Source organism: Streptomyces phaeoluteigriseus, assembly GCF_001896135.2.
GTDB lineage: Bacteria > Actinomycetota > Actinomycetes > Streptomycetales > Streptomycetaceae > Streptomyces > Streptomyces phaeoluteigriseus.
In genome coordinates, this window is sequence record NZ_MPOH02000019.1 from 213,227 (window position 1) to 233,136 (window position 19,910).

Here is a 19,910-nt window from a genome sequence, read left to right on the forward strand (position 1 = left end):
GTGGGGAGAGGTCGGGGGTCCGGGGGTGGAGCCCTCGGGGGGTTCACCGGGCCCCCCTCCCGGCCGCTCCCCCGCGTCCGCGTCCCCGCACACCGCCTCCGCCGTCTCCAGGTCGAAGCTTGCCGGGAGGACCGACAGGCGGGCCCACACCCCCTGTTCCACCTCCCCGCACAGTTCGTGGGACCAGGCGACCGCCGCCCGCAGGGTCCGGTGACGGGGGGCGGCCGTGGGGCTGCCCGCGCTGAGGAGGCGGTAGCGGTCGTCGAGGCGGGCCAGGAGCTGGTCGGCGTCGAGGACGCGCATCCGCACGGCGGCCAGTTCGATGGCGAGCGGGAGGCCGTCGAGGCGGCGGCAGAGGCGGGCCACGGACGCCCGGTTCGCGGCGGTGAGGCGGAAGCCGGGGACGACTGCGGCGGCCCGGTCGGCGAACAGGGCGAGGGCCGGGTAGCCGTCGGCGGCGGAGAGGTCGCCGTCCGGATCGGGGACGGGCAACGGCCGTACGTCCATCAGGTGTTCCTCGGTGAGGCCGAGCCGGTGCCGGCTGGTGGCGAGGATCCGGACGCCGGTGGTGCCGTGCAGCAGCGCGCCCGCCAGCGCGGCGCAGGCGGGCAGCAGATGCTCGCAGTTGTCGACGACGAGGAGCAGCCGCCGGTCCCGGAGGCGTTCCACGAGGGCGTCGAGTGCCGGGCGGGCGGAGTGGTCGTGCAGGCCGAGCACGTCGGCGACGGCGAGCGGGACGAGTTCGGGATCGTACAGGCCGGAGAGGTGCACGAAGCGCACGCCGTCGGGGAAGGCGCGGGCGACGCGCGACGCGATCCGCCCGGCAAGCCGGGTCTTGCCGACGCCGCCGGGGCCGGTCAGGGTCACCAGCCGGGCGCGCGCCAACAGCTCGTGTCCTTCGGCCAGTTCGCCGCGCCGATCGACGAAGCTGGTCGTCTCCACCGGCAGGTGGCCGTCCCGGCTCGGCGCTGATCCGCCCATGATCAGCCAGTCCTCTGGGGGTGGGTTCCTCGAAGGAGCCGGAGGGCCGGACTCCTCTTGTGCGCGGACCCTCAGCCTTCCCCGGGGCGTACATATATGCACGCGCGACTCACACCCGCGGGTGCACTTTGCCCGGGTCCGCCTTCTGAGGGCTGGTCACGCGTACACTGCGCGGCCGCCCTCGGCGCGACGGCCCTCCTCCCCCGCGCGGTCGCTCCGTACGATTCCGGCCACTCGGCGCCTTGGTCGCCCTTGACCTGACCATGTCATACCCCGACGATGAGCGGCACCCCGCATGCCGAGCACAGCCGGCACACAGTTCCGTCCCCGCTCCATCCCCCACGTGTCCGGCGATCCCGGACTTCTGGAGAACCGAGGAGAACCCATGCGACTCCGCACACGCGGCGCAGGCACCCGCGGCCCCGGCCGCAGCGGCAGACGAACCGCCGCGCTGGCCGCCCTGATGGCCCTCGCCCTCGCCGCGCCGATCTCGGCGACGGCCACGAACGCGGCGGCCGGCAGCGCCGCGAAGCCTGCGGCTTCCGCCGACGACATCCGCCAGTACGAGATCCACGTCCATCACAGCACGGCCCAGATGCGCACCGCGATCGCCGGGTCCGGGGTGAGCGTCGACGAGGCCGACGAGGAGACCGTCGTCGTCTCCGGCCGCGCGGACCAGATCAGGAAGCTGCGCGCGCAGGGCTACGAGGTCGCCCCGCTGGGCGCCGCCCCGGACCGCACCGCCGAGGGAGAGGTGCGGCTCTACGACTTCCCGTCCGCCGACGCGCGCTACCACAACTACGCCGAGATGAACGCGGAGATCGACCAGCGCGTCGCGGCCTACCCGAACATCATCAGCAAGCGGGTGATCGGCACCTCCTACCAGGGCCGGAACATCGTCGCCATCAAGATCAGCGACAACGTCGGCACCGACGAGGCCGAGCCCGAGGTGCTGTTCACGCACCATCAGCACGCCCGTGAGCACCTGACGGTGGAGATGGCCCTGTACCTGATCCGCGAGCTGGGCGCCGGTTACGGCACCGACTCCCGGGTCACCAACATGGTCAACAACCGGGAGATCTGGATCGTGCCCGACCTCAACCCCGACGGCGGCGAGTACGACGTCGCCACCGGCGCCTACCGGTCATGGCGCAAGAACCGCCAGCCCAACTCCGGTTCCACGGCGGTCGGTACGGACATGAACCGCAACTGGGCCTACCGGTGGGGCTGCTGTGGCGGCTCCTCGGGCTCGCCGTCCTCCGAGACGTACCGGGGCACGGCGCCCGAGTCGGCGCCCGAGGTGAAGGTGGTCGCGAACTTCGTGCGCAGCCGGGTCGTGGGCGGCGTCCAGCAGATCAAGGCCGGCATCGACTTCCACACGTACAGCGAACTGGTGCTGTGGCCCTTCGGATACACCTCGGCGGACACGACCACCGGCATGACCGCGGACGACCGCAACGCCTTCGCCACGGTCGGCCGTTCGATGGCCGCGAGCAACGGGTACACCCCGGAGCAGGCGAGCGACCTGTACATCACGGACGGGTCGATCGACGACTACCTCTGGGGCACGCACAAGATCTTCGCGTACACCTTCGAGATGTACCCGGGCTCGTCGGGCGGCGGCGGTTTCTACCCGCCCGACGAGGTCATCGAGCGGGAGACCGCGCGCAACAAGGACGCGGTGCTGCAACTGCTGGAGAACTCGGACTGCATGTACCGGTCCATCGGAAAGCAGGCGCAGTACTGCGGCTAGCGGTCGGCGGCGCCCGCTAGTCGGCGCCCGCTAGTCGGCGTCGGCCTCGTCGGCCTTGCCGTCGGCGTCGGCCTCGTCGTCGAAGTAGGCGTCGAGAACGGCGTCCAGCTGCTCGTCCCACTCCTTGAAGCGGCCCCTGGCCGTCGCCTCGATCTCGATCGGGTACCAGCGGCGGTCAGGGGTGTGCACCGTGATGGTCAACCGCTTCCCGAACCGCGGGACTTCCGTCTCGATCGCGCCGATCTCCTCCCAACGGAACTCGCACTCCTCCTCGTCGAGGCGGAGGCGGACGCCCCGGGCGTCGGCGACGATCCGCGCCCGGCGGTCGGCGGCCTCGAAGACGGGACCGTCCGAAGGCTCCCCGGACTCGGAGTCCTCCGACTCCGCGCCCTCCGACTCGTCGGCCGCCGCCGCCGATCGGCTGTCCGAGGCGTGCCCGGCGGTGTCCGCCGCGTCGCCCTCCGAGTCGTCCTCCGGCTTCGCGGCTCCCGGCTTCGCGTCCTTCGGCTTCGCGTCCTTCGCCTCCGCGGTCACGGGCGAGGTGAGCCCGGGGATGAATGCCGGATCGAATCCGGCGCCCTCCAGGGGCTGGCTGCTCGAACCTATACGCTGCTCCACAGCGGGCAGTATGGTCGAAGATCCTGTGCCGGACACAGTCAGCCCCCCACTTCGTTATGAGACGCCTACACGCGAGCGAGTGACCGCGGCTGGGGCCTGTCGTTTGGATCAGGCCGCAGGAAACCAACGGTGCTGTTCAGCGCGGTGAGCGGGGCCTGGTGCGTGCGGCCGCGAGGCGGAGGAGGGAGTCGACGCGGAGCGTCGGCGTGTGACGACAACGCGGCAGATGTGCGTGCCGGGCCCCGCGTCTGCGGCGTGATCCAAACGACAGGCCCTAGACGAACAGGCTCAATACGGCCGCCACGACGAACCCGACGACCGACAGCACCGTCTCCAGCACGGTCCACGTCCTGAGGGTGTCCCGCTCGCTGATCCCGAAGTACTTGGCGACCATCCAGAAGCCGCCGTCGTTGACGTGCGAGGCGAAGATCGAGCCGGCCGAGATGGCCATGATGACGAGGGCGACGAAGGCCTGCGAGTGGTCCCCCTCGGCGAGCAGCGGCGCCACGATGCCCGCGGTCGTCACGATCGCCACCGTCGCCGAGCCCTGGGCGACCCGCAGGACCACCGAGATCAGGTACGACAGCACCAGCACCGGCAGACCCACGTCGTTGAAGGTGTCCGAAAGGGCCTGCGCGACCCCGCTCGCCTTCAGCACGGCGCCGAAGACGCCGCCCGCGCCGACGACCAGCAGGATGTTTCCGACCGGCTTCAACGAGGCCGTGGAGACGGTCTCCAGGGACTTGCGGGACCAGCCGCGCCGGATGCCGAGCAGGTAGTAGGCGAGGAGCAGGGCGATCGTGAGGGCCACGAACGGGCTGCCGAAGAACTCGATCACCGAGCGCGTGGTGGAGGGGTCCAGGGCGATCGAGGAGAACGTGGCCGCGAGGATCAGCACCAGCGGCGTACCGATGATGCCGAGGACCGTGCCCAGCGGTACCGGGTCCTCGCGCGGGACGACGCCCTGCGTCCGCTGCTCCTCGACGACGGCCGACCGGGCCTCCGCCGCCGCCTCGACCATGTCCTGCGGTACGGCGACGAAGAGGCGGCGCCCGATCCACGCGGAGTACGCCCACGCGGCCAGCACCGCGGGGATGCCGCACACGACGCCCATGAGGATGACCCAGCCGAGGTCGACGTGGAGGAGTCCGGCGGCGGCCACCGGGCCGGGGTGCGGGGGCAGGAAGGCGTGGGTCATCGACAGGCCGGCGAGCAGGGGGAGGCAGTACAGCAGGATCGACTTGCCGCTGCGCCTGGCGGCGGCGTAGACGATCGGCGCGAGGACGAAGATGCCGACGTCGAAGAAGACGGGGATGCCGAAGATGAGGCCGGTCATGCCCATCGCGAGGGGTGCCCGCTTCTCACCGAAGAGGTTGAGGAGCCGGGAGGCCAGGACCTCGGCGCCGCCGCTGACCTCGAGGACCGCGCCGAGCATGGTGCCGAGGCCGATGATGATCGCGACGTGGCCGAGGATGCCGCCCATGCCGGACTCGATGGTGGAGACGGCGTCCGAGCGCTGGACGGTGCCGAAGAGTTCGGTGACGGACAGTCCGGCCGACAGGCCGACGGCTATGGAGACGGCGAGCAGGGCGACGAACGGCTGGAGCCTGACCTTGATGATCAGGACGAGCAGGAGGGCGATGCCGAGGGCGGCGACCGTGAGCAGTCCGGCCGTGCCGTCGATGAGCAGGAGCAGTCCGCCGGTGTGGGGTGGGGCTTCGGCGGCGGCCGCGAGGGGAGCGGGGGAGGGGCATTCGGGGGTCCTCTGCGTAAGAACATGGAGCTTTCGGGCAGGGCGGATCGCGGCACGGCGCGCCCCCGGACCGGGGGGTCGCCGTGCCGTCGTACGGCGTGCGGATCTGGTGCGTGCGGGAGTCGGCTGGTGCGTGCGGGAGTCGGCGGGCCGTCGGAGGAGCGGGCTCAGCCCAGGACGGCGAGCGCGTCGATCTCGATGAGGAGGCCGGCGGGGAGGCCGACGTAGACCGTCGTGCGGGCGGCGGGCGGGGCGGTGAGCGCCTGCTCCTCGAAGTAGGCGTTGTAGAGGTCGTTCATCTCGGCGAAGTGGTCCACGTCGGTCAGATAGACGCGGATCATCATCACGTCGTCCCAGCTCGCGCCGCCCTCCTCCAGGATCGCCTTGACGTTGGCGAGGGTCTGGAGGGTCTGCTCGCGCAGGGTGGGGCCGGCCGGTGTGGGGGGCTCGCCCTCCTCGGCGGGCAGGAAGCCGACCTGGCCGGCCACCTGGAGGATGTTGCCCTTCCGCACTCCGTGCGAGAACTTCGCGGGCGGAGTGGTGTGGGTGCTGGGCGTGAGCGCGATCTTGTCGGTCATGGTCGTACGGTGTCCTTCGCTGAGGTCCTGCCGGAGTACTCGCCGCTGATGTCGTCCGCCGTGCGGCGCACCTGCGGGAGGAGGGTGAGGAGTTCGTCGGCGGTGACGACGACGTTCGGCGCGGAGACCGACATCGCGGCGACCACCCGGCCGTCGGCACCGCGGATCGGTGCGGCGACGCAGTTGATGGACTCCTCGTGGCCGCCGAGGTCGGTGGCCCAGCCCTGTTCGCGCACCTTCGTCAACTCCCGCAGGAAAGCAGGCGGGTTGGGGGTGGAACGGGCCGTGTAGAGGGGGTATTCGAGCCGCTCGGCGATCGTGCGCCGCTCCGGCTCGGGCAGGTCGGCCAGGAGCAGCTTGGCGACAGCGGCGACGGTGATGGCGACCGGCTTGCCGATCCGCGAGTACATCCGCACCGGGTAGCGGCTCTCCACCTTGTCGATGTAGAGGACCTCGCCCTCCTCGTACACGGCGAGGTGCACGGTGTGTCCGCAGCGTTCGTTGAGCCGGGCCAGGTGGGGGTGGGCGATCTCGCGGATGTCGAGGTTCTCCATGGCCTCCTGGGCGAGCGCGAAAAGGCGGGCGCCGAGCCGGTAGCGCTGGTCGGACTGGCGGTAGACGAGCCCGTGCTCGTGCAGGGTCCGCAGCAGCCGCAGGGCGGTGGACTTGTGGACGCCGAGGCGGTCGGCGACCTGTCCGAGATCGGCGGGGCCCTCGGCGAGCAGCGGCAGGATGCTCAGGGCGCGGTCGACGGTCTGGCTCATGGGGTGGGTACCTCCTCGGTGGCCGCCGCGGCTTGCGTCCAGCCGGGGCCGAGTCGAAGTCTCCCCCACGCGCCGTCGTCGAGGGCGGCGAGGCGGTCGGCGTGTGCGATCCAGGCGGGGCGCGGCGCGGCCGCTCCACGAGGGGCGGTGGCCGGGCGCCGGGCGGGCGGGGGCACGGCGAGGGGGGGCGGTGGCGGGCGGGGGTACGGCGAGGTCGCCGGGGGCGGTGAGGGCGGCGGCGGCCCAGAGGTGGCCGTGGCGGAGGCGGGCCTTCATGGGCAGTGCGCGCAGGGTCGCGGAGAGGAAGCCCGCGGCGAAGGCGTCCCCCGCGCCGACGGCGGCGACGACGTCGACGCGCGGGGCGGGCACGAAGGTGACGTGGCCGGCGTCGAACACGGTGACGCCGTGTCCGCCCTGCTTGACGACGAGCGTGGCGGGGCCGGGCAGGGCGCGGCGGACGGCCTCGGTCCCGTGCAGGCCCCACGCCTCCTCCGCCTCGTCCGCCCCGACGAACACGAGGTCGGCGCCGCGGGCGAGTTCCAGCAGGACGCGTGGGTCGTCGTCGTCCGGCCAGAGTCCGGGACGGTGGTTGACGTCGAAGGAGACGAGCGGCCGGCCGGGGCGGGGCGCGGTCAGCTCGTGGAGGAGTCCGCGGCACTCCCCGGAGAGGGCGGCGGTGATCCCGGTGAGGTGCAGGACGCGTCCGGCCCGCGCGGCGGTGAGGTCGACGTTCCCCGCGGTCATCGCGGAGGCCGCCGACCCGGCCCGGTAGTACGCCACCTCGTGGGCGTCGGTCGCCCGGTCCCCGGCGGTGCGGAAGTACACGCCCGTCGGCCGCGCGGGGTCGCGCCGGACGGCCGTGACGTCGACGCCGTACGCCCCGATCGTCTCGACGAGGTGGTCGCCGAACCCGTCGGCGCCGACGCTGCTGATCCATCGGGCCGAGTGGCCGGCGGCGGCCAGCACGCAGGCGACGTTGGACTCGGCGCCGCCGATGGCCCGGTCGAAGGAGGGGACGTCGGCGAGGCGGCCGGGTCGGGAGGGCAGGAAGGTGACCATGGACTCGCCGAGCGCGACGACGTCCACGACGTCGGGGGCGTTGCGGGGTCCGGTGGCGGTCACGATCGTCGCTGCTCCCTGGTCGGTGTGCGGGTCGGCTCCGTTGACCTCGCGTTGGCCGAGATGTTAGACAGCGGTTAGCGACATACGCAATGAGCGTTGCACATGACGCAACACATCACTTCAGGAGGCTCGCATGGCCCTGGATCCCGGAACCGACGCGCTCGCGCGGCTCGCCGAGGAGCGCGTCGACCACCGTTTCAAGGGCCTCCCGCCGGACGCCGACGGTCTGTCGGTCGGCGAACTGGCCGCCCAGCGCCGCAACCTTTTCACCGGCGGTTTCAGCGCGCCCGTCCTCGCCCTGTCCGCGGAGCGCCTGGACCACAACCTGCGGCTCATGGAGACGTACGCGAGCCGCCACGGCCTCGCCTTCGCCCCGCACGGCAAGACCTCCATGGCGCCACGGCTGTTCCGGCGGCAGATCGAGCACGGCGCCTGGGGCATCACCCTCGCCGTCCCCCACCAGGTCCGCGTGGCGCGGGCGTACGGCGTCCGGCGGGTCTTCCTGGCGAACGAGCTGGTCGACCCGGCGGCCCTGCGCTGGACCGCGGCGGAACTGGCCGCCGACCCCTCCTTCTCCTTCGTCTGCTACGTCGACTCCGTGCGCGGCGTGGAGCTGATGGACGCGGCCCTGCGCGGGGCGGCCCGCCCGCTGGACGTGGTCGTCGAACTGGCCGCGGGCGAGGGCGCCCGCACGGGGGTCCGCACGGAGGCGGAGTGCGCGGCGGTCGCGGACGCGGTGGCCGCGGCGCCGGCCCTGCGGCTGGTGGGCGTCGCGGGGTACGAGGGCGAGGTGCCGGGGGCCGACCCGGAGCGCGTGCACGCCTGGCTGCGCCGACTGGTGGCGCTGGCCGTGGACTTCGACAAGGCGGGGCGGTTCGCGGGCGTGACGGAGATCGTCGTGAGCGCGGGTGGCAGCGCCTGGTTCGACGCGGTCGCCGACGTCTTCGCCGGTATTCCCGAACTCTCCGCGCCCGTCCTGAAGTTGCTCCGCTCCGGCGCCTACGTCTCGCACGACGACGGCCACTACCGCAAGATCACGCCGTTCAACCGTGTCCCCGAGGAGGGCGCCCTGGAACCGGCGTTCCGCCTCTGGGCGCAGGTGGTGTCCCGGCCGTCCGCCGAGCAGGCCTTCGTGAACGCCGGCAAGCGGGACGCCGCCTACGACCTCGACCTGCCCTTCGCCCAGGTGGTCCGGCGGGACGGCGTCGAGCGGGCGGCGGCCGGCATCGAGGTGACCGCCCTGTCCGACCAGCACGCCTGGCTGCGGACGGACCCGGACGCGGACCTCGAGGTGGGCGACTGGGTCGGCCTCGGGCTGTCCCACCCGTGCACGTCCTTCGACAAGTGGCAGCTGATCCCGCTGGCGGAGGCGGACGGCACGGTCGTCGACTACATCCGCACGTTCTTCTAGTCCGTACGGCCTTCTGGTCCTCACGTTCTTCTGCTCGTCACGTTCTTCTGGGAGGTTCGGTCGTGGAAGATCTCGTCATCCGGGACGCGGACGTCGTCGACGGCACGGGTGCGGACTCCTACCGCGCCGACGTGGTGGTCGACGGCGGCAGGATCGTCTCGATCGTCAAGGAGGCGGCGGCCGCCGGCTGCCAGCGCCCGAAGGCGGTCCGCGAACTGGACGCCGAGGGACTCGTCCTGTCCCCCGGCTTCATCGACATGCACGCCCACAGCGACCTCGCCCTGCTGCGCGACCCGGACCACAGCGCGAAGGCCGCGCAGGGCGTGACGCTGGAGGTGCTGGGCCAGGACGGCCTGTCGTACGCGCCGGTCGACGACCGCACGCTCGACGGAGTGCGCCGGTCCATCGCCGGGTGGAACGGCTCGGGCGAGGACATCGACTTCGACTGGCGGTCGGTGGGCGAGTACCTCGACCGCCTGGACCGCGGTATCGCCGTCAACGCCGCCTACCTCATCCCCCAGGGCACGGTCCGCGCGCTCGTCGTCGGCTGGGACGACCGCGAGGCGACCCCCGCCGAGCTGGACCGGATGCGGCAACTGGTCGCCGAGGGACTGGAGCAGGGCGCGGTCGGCATGTCCTCCGGGCTGACCTACACGCCCGGCATGTACGCCAAGAACGCCGAACTGACCGAACTGTGCCGGGTGGTGGCCTCGTACGGCGGCTACTACTGCCCGCACCACCGCTCCTACGGCGCGGGAGCCCTGGAGGCGTACGCGGAGATGGTGGAGCTGTCCCGGCAGGCCGGCTGCCCGCTCCATCTCGCCCACGCCACCATGAACTTCGGCGTGAACGAGGGCCGGGCACCCGAGCTGCTGGCCCTGCTGGACGAGGCGCTGGCCGCCGGGGCCGACCTCACCCTCGACACGTATCCCTACACCGCCGGCTGCACCACCCTGGTGGCCCTGCTGCCGAGCTGGGCGAGCGAGGGCGGCCCGGAGGAGACCCTGCGGCGGCTGACGGACGACGGGACCGCCGAGCGGATCCGCCACGAGCTGGAGGCCCTGGGCTCGGACGGCTGCCACGGCGTGCCGGTCGACTGGGACACCATCGAGATCTCCGGCGTCGGCGGCGCCGGACTCGGCGAGTACGTCGGCCGTACGGTGCGGGAATCGGCGGCGCTGCGCGGCGAGGCGCCCTGGGCGACCGCCCGCCGGCTCCTGGTCGAGGACCGGCTCGCCCCGGCGATCCTCCAGCACGTCGGCCACGAGGAGAACGTGCGCGCGATCATGCGCCACCGCGTCCACACCGGCGGCTCGGACGGCATCCTCCAGGGCACCAAGCCCCACCCGCGCGCGTACGGCACCTTCCCGCGGTATCTCGGGCAGTACGTGCGGGAGTTGGGCGTCCTGTCGCTGGAGGAGTGCGTCGCCCGCCTCACCGGCCGCCCGGCGGCCCGACTGCGCCTGCCCGACCGGGGCCTGATCCGCGAGGGCCACCGGGCGGACCTGGTGTTGTTCGACCCGCGGACGGTGGCCGCGGGCTCGACCTACGACGCGCCGCGCACGCCGCCCACCGGCATCCCGTACGTCCTGGTCGACGGCCGGTTCGTCATCGAGGACGGCCGGCGGACGGACGTACTGGCGGGGCGGGCGGTCCGCCGCGGTCCCGTGGCCGGGTGACGGACCGCCCCTCCGCGTGGCGCTACGGCTTGGGCAGGACGCACCCGGCGGCGCTCAGGTTGAGCTGGTTGCGGGTCGTGAAGCAGGCCGGGAACTGGTAGGTCTGCTGGGCGTAGTTGATGCCCTGGCGGACGGTGACGTTGCCGCTCGCGTCGACCTCGCACGGGTTGTTCACCGTGCAGGACTGGCCGTCCTCGTTGCCGGTGTTGTTGACGGCGACGACCTTGCCGGTGGCCTGGTCGATCACCGGCGAGCCGGAGGTGCCGCCGATGGTCTGGCAGGCGGAGGTGTAACGGACCGAGTCCTTCCAGGTCCAGTCGCCCTCCTTGAGGCGGTACACGAACGCGTCGACGTTGCAGCTGTACAGCCGCTTCCAGTAGCCGGAGGCGACGGTGATCGCGGTGCCGGCGGTGGGGTGCGTGTCCTGCACGGTGAGCGCGCTGATGCCGTACGAACTGCGGATCGTCGCGTACGTGCTGGTGAGCTGGTAGACCGAGGCGTCCGTGTCGGTCATCGTCGCGTAGGCGATCTTGCTGGCGCGCAGGGTGGCGACCCGGGTACCGGCGGAGTTGAGCAGCCCGAAGGTGCGGCTGGAGGCCCGGTTGACGATGACCTGGCCCGGCGCCGGGAATCCCGTCTCCAGGCAGTGGCCGTTGCTGAGGACCAGTGCCGGGTCGGTGTCGAGCGAGTTCGGGAAGCGGACCAGGGAGCCGGAACAGTTGCTCAGCGCGACGGTCCCGGCCAGGGTGACGGCCTGGAGGGTCGGCGACGCGACCGCCTTCGTGTCCGCGACCGCCGGCGTCGAAGCCTTGCTCACGGCTGCCGGCGCCTCGCTCACGGGCGCGCGACCGCGGGCGCGCACCGGCCCCGGCGATGGCCAGGGCGATGAGCGCGGCGACGAGAGGCTTTCTCATGTGGGGGGTCCCCTCTGACGACAAGGCGACCGGAGATCTTCCGGCCGCCGCTGCTGTGACACACGCGATGGATCACGCACACCTTTTTGTCATGCGCATTGTTAGCGCAGGGGGAGGGGAGGGCAAGGATCACTTTTCAGCCGCCGGCAGCGGTGGCCGACGGACAGGACGAGAGGCCGGCGGAGGCAGCCGGGACAGATGACGGGCGGCCACGGGTCGAGCCGGCTCCGGTGGCGTGCCCGCCGGTCTGTGCGCCGTGGGCGGGTCGTGCGGCGACCGGGCCGGGGCAGTCCGGGACGACGGAGCGCGAGCCGAGGGCCGGCACGAGCCGACGAGGCACACCGGCCTGGACCAGCAGGCAGCCGGCAGGGAGTCGGCACGGGCCGGTGGGAGCTGCCCGGCGCATTTCGCAGGCGTGCGTGCCTCAGGGCGTCGTGTCGTTCTCGCGTCCCGACCTACCGGGGCCGTTCGCCCCGTCCCCGCCTACCGGGGCCGTTTGCCCCGTCCCTTGGGGGCTCCTTTGCCCGAGTCGGTCGCCGGCGCGAGCCGGTCTCGGAGGGGGTGGAGCTGGCCGTGGGAGTGGCCGAAGGGGATGTGGTCGGCGGCCTGGAGGCCGTGGCGGTCGGCGAGGGCGTGGACTCCGCGCCGGTGGGCGACGTCCCGGCCGCGGCGGGCCGCCCGGCATCCGTCTCAGGGGGGAGGGACGGGGACTCCGTCTCCCCGCCGCCCCCACCGCTACCGCCCCCGGCCGAGTCCGGCGCCGCGGCCGAGCGGGTGCCCTCCGGCCGGCCCTTCTCCGTGTCGTCCGACGATGAGGTGAAGGCGAAGCCGGCGACCAGCGCGGCCACCGAGACGACGCCCACCGCGCCGAGGGCGGTGACCGCGCGCCGGGGCCTGCGGGCGGCCCGCCGCCGGTCCGCGCGCCCGCCGGTGACCTCCGGGTCGTACTCGTGCGGGGCCCGCGCCTCGGCGATGCGAGGCAGCTCGCTGGTCTCGTCGTAGGCGTTCTCCCACCCGTGCGCCGCGGCCGGATCCCGGTACGCCTCGTACGGCGGCGGGTCGGCCTCGACGTACGGGAGATACACGTTCGGCCGAACCGGACGGTTGGCGCTCTCACCTGGCCTGGACATGGCCGGGGATTGTAGAGACGTGGGGGCCTCCGGGACAGCGGGCGGCGATATCGTGGCAAACCCGGCGTCTCACGTGGCGGAAAACACGCCCCGAGGGGCGTTACCGGGCCGTAAGCTCCCAGACATGCAGGTGATCCAGTCGACCAAGCTCAGCAACGTCTGTTACGAGATCCGGGGCCCGGTTCTCGAGGAGGCGATGCGCCTGGAGGCGGCAGGGCACCGCATCCTCAAGCTGAACACCGGGAACCCGGCCGCGTTCGGCTTCGACTGCCCGCCGGAGATCCTCGAGGACATACTGCGCAACGTCTCCTCGGCGCACGGCTACGGCGACGCCAAGGGCCTGCTGGCCGCGCGCCGCGCGGTGGTCATGCACAACCAGACGCTGGGCATCGAGACGGACGTCGAGCACGTCTTCATCGGCAACGGCGTGTCCGAGCTGATCGTGATGGCGATGCAGGGCCTGCTGGACGACGGCGACGAGGTCCTCGTCCCGGCGCCCGACTACCCCCTGTGGACCGCCGCCGTGTCCCTGTCCGGCGGCACCGCCGTGCACTACCGCTGCGACGAGCAGTCCGACTGGATGCCGGACCTCGCGGACGTCGAGCGCAAGGTCACCGACCGCACCAAGGCGATCGTCGTCATCAACCCGAACAACCCGACGGGCGCGGTGTACGACGAGGCGATGATCCGGGGTCTGACCGACATCGCCCGCCGGCACAACCTGCTGGTCTGCTCGGACGAGATCTACGACAAGATCCTCTACGACGGCGCCACGCACATCCCGACCGCGAAGGTCGCGCCGGACCTGCTCACCCTCACCTTCAACGGCATGTCGAAGGCGTACCGGGTGGCCGGGTACCGGGTCGGCTGGATGTCGATCTCCGGGCCGCGCGCCCACGCCGACTCCTACATCGAGGGTCTGACGATCCTGGCGAACATGCGCCTGTGCGCGAACATGCCGGGTCAGCACGGGGTCGTGGCCGCGCTCAGCGGGCGGCAGACGATCAACGAGCTGGTGCTGCCGGGCGGGCGGCTCAAGGAGCAGATGGACACGGCGTACGAGCTGCTGACGCAGATCCCGGGCGTGACGTGCGTCCGTCCGAAGGGGGCGCTGTACCTCTTCCCCCGCCTGGACCCGACGGTCTTCAAGATCAAGGACGATCGGCGGATGGTCCTCGACCTGCTGCGCCAGGAGAAGATCATGGTCGTCCAGGGCACCGGCTTCAACTGGCCGGAACCCGACCACTTCCGGGTGGTCACGCTGCCGACGGTGACGGATCTGCGGGACGCGGTCGGGCGGATCGGGCGCTTCCTGGACGGCTACGGCCAGCCCTGACGGCCACGCCCGGCAAGTCCCGGGTCCGGCTCTAAGCGGCTCTAAGATCGACTCAACTTTAGACGAATTCCAAGCTAGGATGGTTTCCTGCAAGCACTCGGGAGGCCATCTCATGTACGAACCGATCCGCACCAAGTCGGTCCACAGCACGATGGCCGGCACCTCCGACTTCCCCCACCGCACGCGCGAGGAGGAGTTGGACATCCAGCTCGCGAGTCATCTCGCGGCACTGCTGGCCGTCACCGACGAACTGCGCGCCCAGGCCCCCTCCACCGACCTGGACACCGCGGCCGAAGGCCTCGCGCGCCAGGTCGCCCGGCTGCGGGGCGGCACGCCGCCGGCCCGCGCCACGACCACCGGCCCGACCCGCTCCGCGGCCCTGCACCGCCGGGCCCACGCCCTCGCGGGACGCGCCCCTGGTCTCGCGGCGTCCCCGCGCCGACACGGCGGTCGCGGCGTCCCGCGCCGACACGGCGGCGGCGATCCTGGCGGCGGAGCGCATGGACGCCCACGCCGCGGCCCTGGCGGCCGACACCCTGGCCGCCACCGCCTGACCCCACCGGGTCCCCCGAACGGCCCCGGTCCGCGTGCACCCGCAGCGACGCGCGGACCGGGCGCCACATCTCCGTACCCTGAGCGCATGGGTATGGAGTACGCGAAGATGCGCGCGATCGCCGAGGAACTCGGGGCCTACGCCGAGCACCTCGAAGGAGCTTGGAGCGTCGAGATCGGCCCCTCCGGCCCGGTACTGGCCATGAGGCGCCCGTCGAAGCGTCACGCGGGCACGATCCGCCGCATCTGCAAGCAGCTGGACGCACAGCTTCCCGTCACCCACCCGGGATACATCTGCGCGAACGGCCCTGAGATCGAGCACCCCGGAATCGGCCGCATGCGCCTCCCCGACGCCGCCGTCATCCCCGAAGAGGCCCTTGACGAAGAGGGCCTCGCCGTCGACGCCACACAGGTGCTCGCCGTCGTAGAGATCATCTCGCCGTCCAACCCGAACAACGACTACATCGAGAAGCTCGCCGACTACCCCGCCATGGGCATCCCGCACCACCTGATCGTCGATCCGCGCACCGGCACCGTCGAAGTGCACTCGGAGCCCTGCAAGGGCCGCTACACGCGCAAGGACCCGTACATCTACGGCGACAAGGTCCCGTTCGGCGCGTGGACCGTGGAGACCGCCGACTTCCGCCGCTACGGCAAGGCCGGGGACGGCGCGGACCGAGCCGGACTCGCGGCGCCGCACCGGCCGTAACAGGAACGGCCGGTTCCCGTTGCGTTCCGGGTCCGCTCCTTCACTCCCCGTTCATCCGGGGCACCCGGGAACGTGTGATTCCGGGAGCACGCTCCGGGCGTGAGACGTATCGCAGGAATCGTCCTCGCGGTGCTGCTGATCGGTGGCGTGGTGGCCGCCGTCGTCGCAGGCCGGGACAACGAGGAGACAGGCACGGCAACGAAGACCGTGCGGATGGTCATCGGATCGGAGAAGGCCGCTTTCTTCGCCGATCCGGACGTGGTGAAGGCCCTCGCCGCCAAGGGCTACACCGTGAAGGCCGAGACCTCCGGGTCCTGGGCCATGGAGGGGCTGGACCTCAAGGGATTCGACCTCGCCTTCCCGTCCAGCCAGGCGCCCGCGGCCGAACTCGCCGCCAAGTACGAGGTCACGGGGACCCTCCCCCGCCCGTTCTACTCGCCCCTCGTCGTCGTGGCCCACCGCGGGGCCGCCGAGGTGCTCGCCGGGAACCGTTTGGCCACGCTCGACGGGAAGAGCCGCGGCACCCTGGACATGGCCGCCTACCTCGACGCGGCCAAAGACGACCGCACCTGGCAGCAGCTCAGGGGCGCCGCGGTGTACGGGGAGCTGACCGGCACCCTCTACATCTCCAGCACCGACCCGCAGACCTCCAACTCCGGCGCCCTCTACCTGGCCGCCGCCTCCTACGTCGCCAACGGCGGCAAGGTGGTCGCGAGCGACGCCGAGGTCGACAGGGCCGCCCCGCTGCTGCGCAAACTGGTCAGCGTGCAGGGCGCCCAGCAGTCCAGCACCGACGCGGCCTTCCGGGACTTCGTCAGCGGCGCCGGCAATCCCCTCGTCCTCGTCTACGAGTCCCAGGTGGCCGCCCTCCTCGACGAGCAGGCGAACCCCGGCGACGTGGTCGTCCTCTACCCGGACACCACGGTCAACAGCGACCACACCGTCGTACCGCTGACCGAGCGGGGCAGAGCCGTCGGTGAACTCCTGGGCGCCGACCCGGGGTTGCGCAAGCTGGCCGTGCGGCACGGCTTCCGTCCGCAGGGCGACCTCGCCGAGTTCGCGGCGGCCACCGAGAGCCGCACCGCCCATCTCAAGCAGCAGCTGACCGGCGTCCGCCAGGCCCCCGTGCCCACCTCCGCGGTGTTGCACGAGCTGGCGCGGCGGGCGCGCGGATAAGGGGGACACACCAAGTGAGCAGCAACGAGAACGACTTCACCCTCACCCCGCCGGAAGCCGTCACGGCCGTACCGCAGGAGAAGGCCGGCGGACTCGTCCCGGTCGACGACGCGGTCCGTACCGACATGGCCGCGAAGGCCGCCGCCTACGTCGACGGCCTGGCCGCCCTGGACGCCCGCTCCCCCGAGTTCGCCGGCAAGGTCGGCGAGATCACCGCGCTGGGCGCGGGCGAGATGCGCAGCGCGACCTCGCAGTCCAACCGGATGCTGGAGCGGACCGTGCGCAGCCTGCCCGACAAGGGCGGGGACGCCCAGTCGAAGGTGGCGGGCTCGCTCGTGGAACTGCGGCGCGTGGTCGAGGACCTGGACCCGCGGGACCTGTCCGCGAACAAGGGCCGCAGGTTCCTCTCCCGGCTGCCCGGCGGCAACAAGCTGCGCGACCACGTCGCCAAGTACGCCTCCGCGCAGGGCACCCTCAACAAGATCGTCGGCTCGCTCCGTGGCGGCCAGGACGAACTGCGCCGCGACAACGCCTCGTTGCAGACCGAGCGGGTCCGCCTGTGGGAGACCATGGGCAAGCTCCAGGAGTACGTGGTCCTGACCGAGGCCCTGGACGACGCCGTCGGGCGGCACCTCACCGGCGTCGAGGCCACCGACCCCGCGCAGGCCGACACCCTGCGCGCCGACGTCCTCTTCCCGGTCCGGCAGAAGCACCAGGACCTGCTGACCCAGCTCGCGGTGTGCGCGCAGGGCTACCTCGCCATGGACGTCGTACGCCGCAACAACGAGGAACTGATCAAGGGCGTCGACCGGGCGGCCACGACGACCGTGTCGGCGCTGCGGATCTCCGTACTGCTGGCCTCCGCGCTGGACAACCAGAAGAAGGTCGTCGAGCAGGTCAACGCCCTGCGCGGGACCACCGAGGACCTGATCCGGGGCAACGCGGAGATGCTCGCGACCCAGAGCGGGGAGATCCAGCGCATCGCCGCCGACCCGGCGGTCGGGGCCGAGACCCTGCGGACCGCGTTCCAGCAGATCTACCGCACCCTCGACGCCATCGACAGCTACAAGGTCCAGGCCACCGAGGCGATGGCGGTGACGGTGGAGAACCTGACGTCCGAACTCCAGCACGCGAGCGCGTATCTGGACCGCAGCCGCAAGCAGGGCGCGCTGGAGGGTGGCCTCGGATGAGACGACCCCTGGCCGCCGTCCTCGCCTCCTTCGCCCTGCTCGCGGCCACGGCCTGCTCCACGCAGCACGACGGCACGGACGGCGAGGACGACGGGACCGCCCCGCGGCCGGGCACCCTGCGGGTCCTGGCTTCCAGCGAACTCAGCGACATGACCCCGGTCTTCGAGCGGGTCGGGAAGGACACCGGCGTCACGCTCCGGCCCACCTACATGGGCACCCTCGACGCCGTGGACCTGCTGGCCACCGGCAAGGCCGACGGCCGCTACGACGCCGTATGGCTGTCCTCCAACGACTACCTGCGGCTGCGCCCGGACGCGGCGGAGAAGGTCGTCTCGGAGACGCCCGTCATGTCCAGCCCGGTCGCCATCGGCGTCCGCACCGCCACGGCCGCGAAGCTGGGCTGGAAGCCGGCGGAGGTCACCTGGTCGCAGATCGACCAGGCGGTCCAGGACGGCCGGCTCACCTACGGCATGACCGACCCGGCCCGCTCCAACTCCGGTTTCTCCACGCTGGTCTCGGTCGCCTCGGCGCTCTCCGGCGCCCAGTCCGCGCTCACCGACGCGGACGTGGCGAAGGCCGGGCCGCGGCTGAAGGAGTTCTTCAAGGGGCAGAAGCTGACCTCGGGCTCCTCGGGCTGGCTGGCGAGCGCGTACGCCCGCCGCGGTGACGTCGACGCGCTGCTCAACTACGAGTCGGTCCTCAAGGGCATCCCGGGCCTGACCGTGATCCGCCCGAAGGACGGCGTCGTCACCGCCGACTACCCGCTCTCCTCCCTCGCCTCGACGGACACGACGACCCGCGAGAACGTGCGCCGGGTGACCGAGGCACTGTGCACGGACCCCGTCCAGCGGCTGATCACCGACCGCACCCACCGCCGCCCGGTCGTCGCCTCGGTGCCGCCCGCGGCAGGCCTGGACACCGGCCGGCGGCGCGAACTGCCCTTCCCCGGCAGCCGTTCCGTCGCCGACGGCCTGCTCGACGCCTACGAGAACGAACTGCGCCGCCCCTCGCGGACCGTGTACGTCCTCGACACCTCCGGCTCGATGGAGGGCGACCGCCTCAGCCGGCTGAAGACGGCGCTCACCGACCTCACCGGCGACTTCCGCGACCGGGAGGAGGTCACGCTGATGCCGTTCGGCTCGGACGTGAAGAGCGTGCGCACGCACGTCGTCGACCCCGCCGACCCGGACGAGGGCCTCGCCGCGATCCGCGACGACACCAAGGGCCTGGAGGCCGAGGGCGAGACCGCGATCTTCACCTCGCTGGAGAAGGCGTACGACCGTCTCGGCACCGGCAAGGACACGTTCACGTCGATCGTGCTGATGACGGACGGCGAGAACACCGCGGGCGCGGACGCCGAGGACTTCGACGCGTTCTACCGCGAGCTGTCCGGGGACCGCCAGGACATCCCCGTGTTCCCCATCCTCTTCGGCGACTCCGACCGCGAGGAACTGGAGCACATCGCCGAGCTGACCGGCGGCCGCCTCTTCGACGCCCAGCAGGGCTCGCTGGACGGCGCCTTCGAGGAGATCCGTGGCTACCAGTAGGTTCATGGGCTACCTGGAGTCCCGCAAGAACATCGCGGGCAGCGCGTGCGGGCTGGCCGGCCTGGTGCTGACCTTCACGGGCGTGGCGGGGACGTACTGGCCCGTCGTGGTCGCCGGTCTGTACGGCGCGGGCGCGCTGATCGCGCCGCCTGAGCGGCCCGCCCTGCCGGACTTCCCGGACCCGTCGGCGCAGCTCGAAGAGGTACGGGCCGACTTCGACCGGCTGAAGGCCTATCTGGCGGACGTCGATCTGCCGCCCGCGGCGGGGGGCCGGCTCACCGAACTGACCGGGCTGCTGACCGCGTTGCTGGACCCCGGCTGGGTCACCGAGATCCTCGCCCAGGACCCGGAGGGGCTGCACGCGCTGTCCCGGGCGGTGCGCCAGGACGTTCCGGAGGCGGTCGACACGTTCGTGCGGACCCGCTGGTGGACACGGCTCGCGCCCGGCCAGGAACCGCCGGAGCGGCACCTGGAGCGGCAGTTGACACTGCTGCACGAGGAGGCGGAGCGGCTGGCCGCAGGGCTGCGCGAGACGGAGGCGCGGCGGCAGGAGTCGCACACCCGGTATCTGGAGGACCGCTCACGGTAGCGGGTTCCCGGTGCGGGGGGGGGCACGGGCTGGGGCGAGCACGCTGTCCCCGGCCGCCACCACCCGTATGCCCCGCAGGAGTTCGGCGGTGTGCACGTCCTTCAGCAG

The 19,910-nt window shown here is 72.2% G+C and carries 15 protein-coding genes and 4 pseudogenes; 10 read left to right on the forward strand and 9 right to left on the reverse strand.

The window, feature by feature from the left end:
• On the reverse strand, positions 1 to 981 hold a 981-nt coding region (locus BM536_RS30550), incomplete at its 3' end, for an ATP-binding protein (RefSeq protein WP_245873880.1).
• 385 nt (positions 982 to 1,366) lie between these two features.
• Here BM536_RS30550 and BM536_RS30555 point away from each other — a divergent pair.
• A complete protein-coding gene (locus BM536_RS30555; RefSeq protein WP_073499584.1) occupies positions 1,367 to 2,734 on the forward strand; it encodes a M14 family metallopeptidase in 1,368 nt (455 codons plus the stop codon).
• 30 nt (positions 2,735 to 2,764) lie between these two features.
• Here the strand turns inward: BM536_RS30555 and BM536_RS30560 are convergent, their stop codons facing one another.
• From BM536_RS30560 to BM536_RS30580, 5 genes and pseudogenes are all read right to left on the reverse strand, one after another.
• Positions 2,765 to 3,352 (reverse strand): hypothetical protein, encoded by a 588-nt coding sequence (locus BM536_RS30560; protein ID WP_073499582.1) that lies wholly within the window; start codon positions 3,350 to 3,352, stop codon positions 2,765 to 2,767.
• Positions 3,353 to 3,626: 274 nt separating this feature from the next.
• Positions 3,627 to 5,048 (reverse strand): GntP family permease, encoded by a 1,422-nt coding sequence (locus BM536_RS30565; protein ID WP_073499585.1) that lies wholly within the window; start codon positions 5,046 to 5,048, stop codon positions 3,627 to 3,629.
• A 224-nt stretch (positions 5,049 to 5,272) separates the two neighbouring features.
• Complete coding sequence (locus BM536_RS30570; RefSeq protein WP_073499581.1) at positions 5,273 to 5,683, reverse strand: RidA family protein; 411 nt, start codon at positions 5,681 to 5,683, stop codon at positions 5,273 to 5,275.
• Entirely contained in the window at positions 5,680 to 6,447 is a 768-nt protein-coding gene (locus tag BM536_RS30575; RefSeq protein ID WP_073499579.1) for an IclR family transcriptional regulator, read from the reverse strand. The genes BM536_RS30570 and BM536_RS30575 overlap by 4 nt, the downstream gene beginning before the upstream one ends.
• A pseudogene (locus BM536_RS30580) lies at positions 6,444 to 7,569 on the reverse strand (sugar kinase). Before BM536_RS30580 ends, BM536_RS30575 begins: the two are co-directional and overlap by 4 nt.
• A 133-nt stretch (positions 7,570 to 7,702) precedes the next feature.
• Here BM536_RS30580 and BM536_RS30585 point away from each other — a divergent pair.
• The gene (locus BM536_RS30585) at positions 7,703 to 8,980 is read left to right on the forward strand and encodes an amino acid deaminase (RefSeq protein ID WP_073490865.1); all 1,278 of its coding nucleotides are present in this window, start codon (positions 7,703 to 7,705) and stop codon (positions 8,978 to 8,980) included.
• A 62-nt stretch (positions 8,981 to 9,042) separates the two neighbouring features.
• Complete coding sequence (locus BM536_RS30590; RefSeq protein WP_073490863.1) at positions 9,043 to 10,659, forward strand: N-acyl-D-amino-acid deacylase family protein; 1,617 nt, start codon at positions 9,043 to 9,045, stop codon at positions 10,657 to 10,659.
• 22 nt (positions 10,660 to 10,681) lie between these two features.
• Here the strand turns inward: BM536_RS30590 and BM536_RS30595 are convergent.
• Positions 10,682 to 11,573: pseudogene (locus tag BM536_RS30595) on the reverse strand (S1 family peptidase).
• A 455-nt stretch (positions 11,574 to 12,028) separates the two neighbouring features.
• A complete protein-coding gene (locus BM536_RS30600) occupies positions 12,029 to 12,703 on the reverse strand; it encodes a hypothetical protein (protein ID WP_143651008.1) in 675 nt (224 codons plus the stop codon).
• A gap of 124 nt (positions 12,704 to 12,827) precedes the next feature.
• Between BM536_RS30600 and BM536_RS30605 the strand changes: the two genes are divergently transcribed.
• From BM536_RS30605 to BM536_RS30635, 7 genes and pseudogenes are all read left to right on the forward strand, one after another.
• A complete protein-coding gene (locus tag BM536_RS30605) occupies positions 12,828 to 14,039 on the forward strand; it encodes a pyridoxal phosphate-dependent aminotransferase (RefSeq protein WP_073500181.1) in 1,212 nt (403 codons plus the stop codon).
• Between the two features lie 112 nt (positions 14,040 to 14,151).
• Positions 14,152 to 14,593 (forward strand): annotated as a pseudogene (locus BM536_RS30610) (SCO4983 family protein).
• 92 nt (positions 14,594 to 14,685) lie between these two features.
• Positions 14,686 to 15,300: a Uma2 family endonuclease gene (locus BM536_RS30615; RefSeq protein ID WP_079275282.1), complete on the forward strand. Its 615-nt coding sequence runs from the start codon at positions 14,686 to 14,688 to the stop codon at positions 15,298 to 15,300.
• Positions 15,301 to 15,399: 99 nt separating this feature from the next.
• Positions 15,400 to 16,476, forward strand: a complete 1,077-nt coding sequence (locus tag BM536_RS30620; RefSeq protein WP_073499806.1) for a substrate-binding domain-containing protein — start codon at positions 15,400 to 15,402, stop codon at positions 16,474 to 16,476.
• Positions 16,477 to 16,490: 14 nt separating this feature from the next.
• Positions 16,491 to 17,666 (forward strand): toxic anion resistance protein, encoded by a 1,176-nt coding sequence (locus BM536_RS30625; protein ID WP_211362979.1) that lies wholly within the window; start codon positions 16,491 to 16,493, stop codon positions 17,664 to 17,666.
• Complete coding sequence (locus BM536_RS30630) at positions 17,663 to 19,213, forward strand: vWA domain-containing protein (protein ID WP_073499803.1); 1,551 nt, start codon at positions 17,663 to 17,665, stop codon at positions 19,211 to 19,213. The genes BM536_RS30625 and BM536_RS30630 overlap by 4 nt, the downstream gene beginning before the upstream one ends.
• 4 nt (positions 19,214 to 19,217) lie before the next feature.
• On the forward strand, positions 19,218 to 19,802 hold the full coding sequence (locus BM536_RS30635) for a hypothetical protein (protein WP_073499801.1): 585 nt from the start codon (positions 19,218 to 19,220) through the stop codon (positions 19,800 to 19,802).
• A 27-nt stretch (positions 19,803 to 19,829) separates the two neighbouring features.
• On the opposite strand, the pseudogene BM536_RS43365 reads toward BM536_RS30635, so the two are convergent.
• Positions 19,830 to 19,910, reverse strand: a pseudogene (locus BM536_RS43365) (DNA-binding response regulator); the annotation flags it as partial.

Coding starts and splice junctions, on each gene's coding strand:
- BM536_RS30555 (WP_073499584.1), top strand. CDS start 1,367: ATGCGACTCCGCACACGCGGCGCAGGCACCCGCGGCCCCGGCCGCAGC.
- BM536_RS30570 (WP_073499581.1), bottom strand. CDS start 5,683: ATGACCGACAAGATCGCGCTCACGCCCAGCACCCACACCACTCCGCCC.
- BM536_RS30575 (WP_073499579.1), bottom strand. CDS start 6,447: ATGAGCCAGACCGTCGACCGCGCCCTGAGCATCCTGCCGCTGCTCGCC.
- BM536_RS30585 (WP_073490865.1), top strand. CDS start 7,703: ATGGCCCTGGATCCCGGAACCGACGCGCTCGCGCGGCTCGCCGAGGAG.
- BM536_RS30600 (WP_143651008.1), bottom strand. CDS start 12,703: ATGTCCAGGCCAGGTGAGAGCGCCAACCGTCCGGTTCGGCCGAACGTG.
- BM536_RS30605 (WP_073500181.1), top strand. CDS start 12,828: ATGCAGGTGATCCAGTCGACCAAGCTCAGCAACGTCTGTTACGAGATC.
- BM536_RS30615 (WP_079275282.1), top strand. CDS start 14,686: ATGGAGTACGCGAAGATGCGCGCGATCGCCGAGGAACTCGGGGCCTAC.
- BM536_RS30630 (WP_073499803.1), top strand. CDS start 17,663: ATGAGACGACCCCTGGCCGCCGTCCTCGCCTCCTTCGCCCTGCTCGCG.
- BM536_RS30635 (WP_073499801.1), top strand. CDS start 19,218: ATGGGCTACCTGGAGTCCCGCAAGAACATCGCGGGCAGCGCGTGCGGG.